Source organism: Photorhabdus africana (assembly GCF_035181445.1).
Taxonomy (GTDB): domain Bacteria; phylum Pseudomonadota; class Gammaproteobacteria; order Enterobacterales; family Enterobacteriaceae; genus Photorhabdus; species Photorhabdus laumondii.
On record NZ_JAXBVE010000084.1, the window covers coordinates 1 to 4,730 of the forward strand.

Genomic DNA, 4,730 nt, shown 5'->3' on the forward strand with positions numbered 1-4,730 from the left:
ATATGAAGAACAAACCGACACAATCCCCCACCGCGCGTTGGGTATTTCTGGCCTTTGAAGGGATCAGCACCTTTGAATTTCAAGAACATAAAATGGTGACAGGAATGCAATTTTACCACCATGAGCTTTTGAGTTTATTAGGTGCACAATATAAAGCGGTTTATTCCTGAATTAGGTGCGGAATGAAGGTTATAGCAATTCACGTCAAGCTCTTCTGTCTTCTGTCACCTAAGCAACGAATTGATAAAGGGTTTCAAGATCTGATGTTATAGAATGCCATCAAAATCAGATCTGAAATTGACCAATTTAGCCGTAGCTAACTTGACCAATTTAAACGTGGATCTATCATGACAAATAGAAATGTTATCTGGTTAGTAAGGCCCGTAGGCTATCAGGCCATTTTGAAACGTTGCCCTGGCTGTGAAGTAAAAAAGGAGTTTTATCCAGCTCAGGGGGTAACGGAAACGGAATTAAACAAAAAGTTGAAACGTGATATCACTCTTAGCGTTAACGTTAACGATTTATTGCAAGAATATGATAGTTATTGCGCTTAAATGACACCAGATTTCCTGGAGATGACATAGGCAGTAAAAATGAATGAAATGAATACGATAAAAAAATGGTGGGTGCTCACTGCTGTTTCAGTCGCGTTATCGCTGGTTGCTATCGATATGACCGTGTTATATACCGCGTTACCGAGTCTGACCCACAGTTTGGGGGCGAATACAACGGAAAAGTTATGGATAGTGAATATCTATCCTCTTGTCGTCTCTGGGTTGTTGCTAGGCGCGGGTACCTTGGGAGATCGCATCGGGCATAAACGGTTGTTTGTTTATGGTCTCATCATCTTTGGCTTCTCATCCTTGATAGCGGCCTACTCCTATTCGCCAGAAATGTTGGTGGTTTCTCGGGCATTATTAGGGGTTGGGGCGGCAATCATGATGCCTGCCACACTGTCGATTATCGCTTTGACATTCGAAGATGAAGATGAAAAATCATTTGCTATTGGGATCTGGACGGCTGTTGCCTCTGGCGGTGCGGCAATAGGCCCGCTGATTGGCGGCGTATTGCTTGAATATTTTTGGTGGGGATCAGTGTTTCTGATCAATGTTCCTTTGGTGATTTTGACACTCATTCTGTCGTGGCTGTTTGTCCCTACAGCGAAAACAGATTCGTCTCACCCGTGGGATTTTATTGGCTCATTGCAGATCATGGTTGTCTTGATAAGCTTCGCCTATGCCATCAAAGAATTTGCCAAACGGGAGCCTTCTTATATCGGAATATTGATAACTTCCACCCTGACGATAGGTTTTCTGACGTTGTTCATTCGACGGCAAAAACGCAGTGTGCATCCGTTGATTGATTTTAACCTGTTCAAAAGCCCGGCTTTCTCATCCGCGGTTATCGCCGGGCTGGTGGCTTCCGCCTGTTTGATGGGCCTTAATCTGGTGTTAAGTCAGCGTTTACAACTGGTATTATCATTAACGCCTTTGCAATCCGGGCTCTATTTTCTGCCATTCTCATTGGGCGCGATTGTTGCAAGTCCTGTGAGTGGTTGGGTTCTTCCTCGCTTAGGGAGTGCACGCTTCCTTATAACCTCGTTGTTGATGTATGCCATTGCCATACTCGCGCTCATGGCGAGTTTTTCAGCGCCGCTACCTTTGCAGATAGTTTGCTTTTTTGCGCTCGGGACATGTCTTGGAGCAACAATGACTGCGGCATCCAGTACTATCATGCAGGCAGCACCACCTAATCGGGCAGGGATGGCGGCGTCCGTTGAAGAAGTTTCCTATGAATTGGGTGGGGGATTGGGCATTGCGATCATGGGTAGCATTATGTCATTTATCTATAGCTATTTCATTGAAATTCCAGTGGATTCTCCTATCTACGATGTGGCTAAAGATGGTATTGATGGCGCATTGATTGCGGCAAAAGAGATGGCACCGGATGCGGGGCAGGCTTTGGTCAGCCTTGCTAAGTCAGCGTTTGATGATGCTGTTTTTTCTGTGATGGGTGCTGCGTCCCTGTTTCTTCTGATGATGGCGGCGTTGGTGTGGTTCAATTTCCGCCGCTCCTCACAGAGTGATGCATCTCATGCCGCGATTCATCGTCAGTGAAATCGGTGAGCCGGATTGATTGTACTCATCGTTTCTTAATAGGAAATTAATGGTTGAATAAGGGAACCGCTTTTTGGCTGGTTCCCTGACCCAACACACTGGCGGCTAGTCGGGTAAGTTCCTCGACCCAGTATTCTGGGCGGCCTCTTTTCTCTATCTATACCCTATGGATTTCAAGATGCTTCGCGACGGCAAGGGAGTGAATCCCCGGGAGCATAGATAACGATGTGACCGGGGTGAGCGAGTGCAGCCAACAAAGAGGCAACTTGAAAGATAACGGGTATATATGTAGAAGAGTTCATAAAAGCCGTAAAGTGAGGGTATGGTTAAAACAAAACATTAACCAAATTACTTATTTGATAGTAATAATGTATTAATTATTTTGGTCCAGCTCAAATATCTGGATTGATTCGTGGAGGTTTATTTTTTTATTGCTACTTTTAAAATCGTCACTGTGTTTTTAATACCTTAATAAATGACGCTAATTATCATTCCATGTGGGGTAGCCGGGCTATCAATTCCCGTTTTTTTACTCTGCATGTTCGCTTTCTCTGGTAGTCAAAAGTAAACGCTGTGTTATTCGACTCATTTGTATGCAGAAGAGTATGAAGTCTGCATAACGTTTTAATTTCGTTTCTGCCCGCAGGGCTTGCAATGGAAAGGTGAATATTATGCGTGTTCAATTAGGGCAATTATATGATTTGCGATATTCGCTGAGCGTCGATCAGTTGTGTGTCGGTAAATGCACAAAGTGGTGAGGTTATGGTCATGCATGAGAAACCTTCCCATGAAGAGCAACATCAGGTGATAACTGAAATAGTGATAGAAGAGCTGACTCCTTAACGAGGCTGGCTTAGCCAGAGGGTGGGGATACTGTTTAAGTATTTATGGAGCTTGACACGTTATGTATAAAGATTGCCCACAGATTGGTGATGAAGAATTGCTGTCCATGCAGCAAAGCGCTTTATGGTTCATTGATAATTATTCCCCAGGCGATTCCAAATATAATATTTCCATGGCATTCCGTATTCACGGATCGTTTCAAATCGATGCTTTTCGCTATGCGGTTAACCGGCTCGTTTCCAAGAATGCCACCTTGAGAAGCACTTTCGTTAATGTGAATGGCGAACCAAAGTTGGTCATTAATGAACACTTGCTGCCGGCATTGGAGGTTTTCGATGCAACGAACTTGAGCCAGAAGGCGCTTGAAGATGCCGTTCAGAACTTTCATTCCATCCCTTTTCAATTAGAAAAAGAGTCGTGTCTGCGTTTCGGTATCTACGTTGTCAGTGCGGAAGAATACGTTTTACATATGTGTGTTCACCATATTGTGTCGGATTTTACTTCACTGGGGCTGATGTGGGATCAGCTTGAACACTATTATCTGGCTGGACTTGGCGAAGATGACGATTCCTGGTTACCGCCCGCTGAGGATTTTAAGGATTATGCTGTCAAAGAACGAGAGTATTACCAAAGTGAAGCGGCGGAGAAATCGAAAGCTTATTGGAGTGAATGTTTAAAGCAGCCGCCAGACGTGTTGCAATGGGATAGTTTTTGGCGTAAAGGCGCTAATGACAAGTCATCCGTTTTGTTTAGTATTGGTGAAGAGACAACCAAAAAAATCAAGCGGCTTGCTTCAAAAATAGGTGGATCGGTCTTTACGGTCATGTTAGCCGCATGGAGTGTTTACATCGCCAGAGAGACAAAAACTACTGATATCGTTATGGGGGTGCCGGTGTCGATGCGTCACTCGGTTCATCAGCACATTATCGGCTGTTTGTTTAATGTATTACCCATACGTTTATCCGTCGATCAGACATTTCACCACTTTCTATTGGCAGCGAAGGAGCGATTGTTATCGGCCCTTGATAATCGAAATTTTTGCCTCAGCCAAATGGTCGAACACCTGGCTGTGGAACGACATGATGATCGTAACCCACTGTTTCAGGTTGCGGTGAATATGTTAGGGCATGCAGGACAATCGCGTTGGGTGGCGCTGGAGATGGCTAACGATTCTGTTCAAGCATCATGGGCGGGACAAACTATTTCCCCATTCAGGGTTTGTCAGCAGGAAGGCCAGATTGATATTGAACTGTTAATTGTGGATGCCGGTTCCCAATTAAGATGTGAGCTTAAAGGAGACAAATATTTTTTCTCACATTCAGGCCTTCAGATATTTGCAGAGCGCTTTGAGCGGGTGGTTGAAGCGCTTGTCGCCGATATCATCAGCGGTGGCTAAGCGTAACTGGCTGATTTTCTACGATAACAGCGATAAAGAGATGTATCCGATCGCGATAGTTACCTATGCTCCCGGGGATTCACTCCCTTGCCGTCGCGATGCATCTTGAAATCCATTGGGTATATACCAATGAAGAACTTCATCATCGGGGCGTTGATGCAGGGGAAGTATCAATTGGGATATTTTTTACCAGAGCGAATATCGTAAACGGCTCCCGCTGCCAACTTATCCATTTGAAAGAACGGCAATCTGAGCTGTAAAACCGGTAGAGATCGTCTTCATTTTGAGGAAAGTGAGGTTGATATGAGTAATATTGAAATTATTCAGAGAGAAATAATCGCTATTTTTGCAGAGACATTTGGTTTACCGAAAGA

4 protein-coding genes and 1 pseudogene are annotated in these 4,730 nt (G+C 44.4%); all 5 read left to right on the forward strand.

Annotation, left to right across the window (positions count from 1 at the left end):
- Positions 1-170 (forward strand): annotated as a pseudogene (locus SLS51_RS22405) (IS1634 family transposase); the annotation flags it as partial.
- A gap of 177 nt (positions 171-347) precedes the next feature.
- Positions 348-554 (forward strand): hypothetical protein, encoded by a 207-nt coding sequence (locus tag SLS51_RS22410; protein WP_323840726.1) that lies wholly within the window; start codon positions 348-350, stop codon positions 552-554.
- A gap of 48 nt (positions 555-602) precedes the next feature.
- Positions 603-2,117, forward strand: coding sequence for an MFS transporter (locus tag SLS51_RS22415; RefSeq protein ID WP_323840729.1), 1,515 nt, complete (start codon positions 603-605; stop codon positions 2,115-2,117).
- 904 nt (positions 2,118-3,021) lie between these two features.
- Positions 3,022-4,356: a condensation domain-containing protein gene (locus tag SLS51_RS22420; RefSeq protein ID WP_323840727.1), complete on the forward strand. Its 1,335-nt coding sequence runs from the start codon at positions 3,022-3,024 to the stop codon at positions 4,354-4,356.
- Between the two features lie 65 nt (positions 4,357-4,421).
- A complete protein-coding gene (locus SLS51_RS22425) occupies positions 4,422-4,616 on the forward strand; it encodes a hypothetical protein (RefSeq protein WP_323840728.1) in 195 nt (64 codons plus the stop codon).
- Positions 4,617-4,730 lie beyond the last annotated feature (114 nt).

Excerpts from the sequence above, each read along its gene's own strand:
- SLS51_RS22410 (WP_323840726.1), top strand. The coding sequence starts at position 348 with ATGACAAATAGAAATGTTATCTGGTTAGTAAGGCCCGTAGGCTATCAG.
- SLS51_RS22415 (WP_323840729.1), top strand. The coding sequence starts at position 603 with ATGAATACGATAAAAAAATGGTGGGTGCTCACTGCTGTTTCAGTCGCG.
- SLS51_RS22420 (WP_323840727.1), top strand. The coding sequence starts at position 3,022 with ATGTATAAAGATTGCCCACAGATTGGTGATGAAGAATTGCTGTCCATG.
- SLS51_RS22425 (WP_323840728.1), top strand. The coding sequence starts at position 4,422 with ATGCTCCCGGGGATTCACTCCCTTGCCGTCGCGATGCATCTTGAAATC.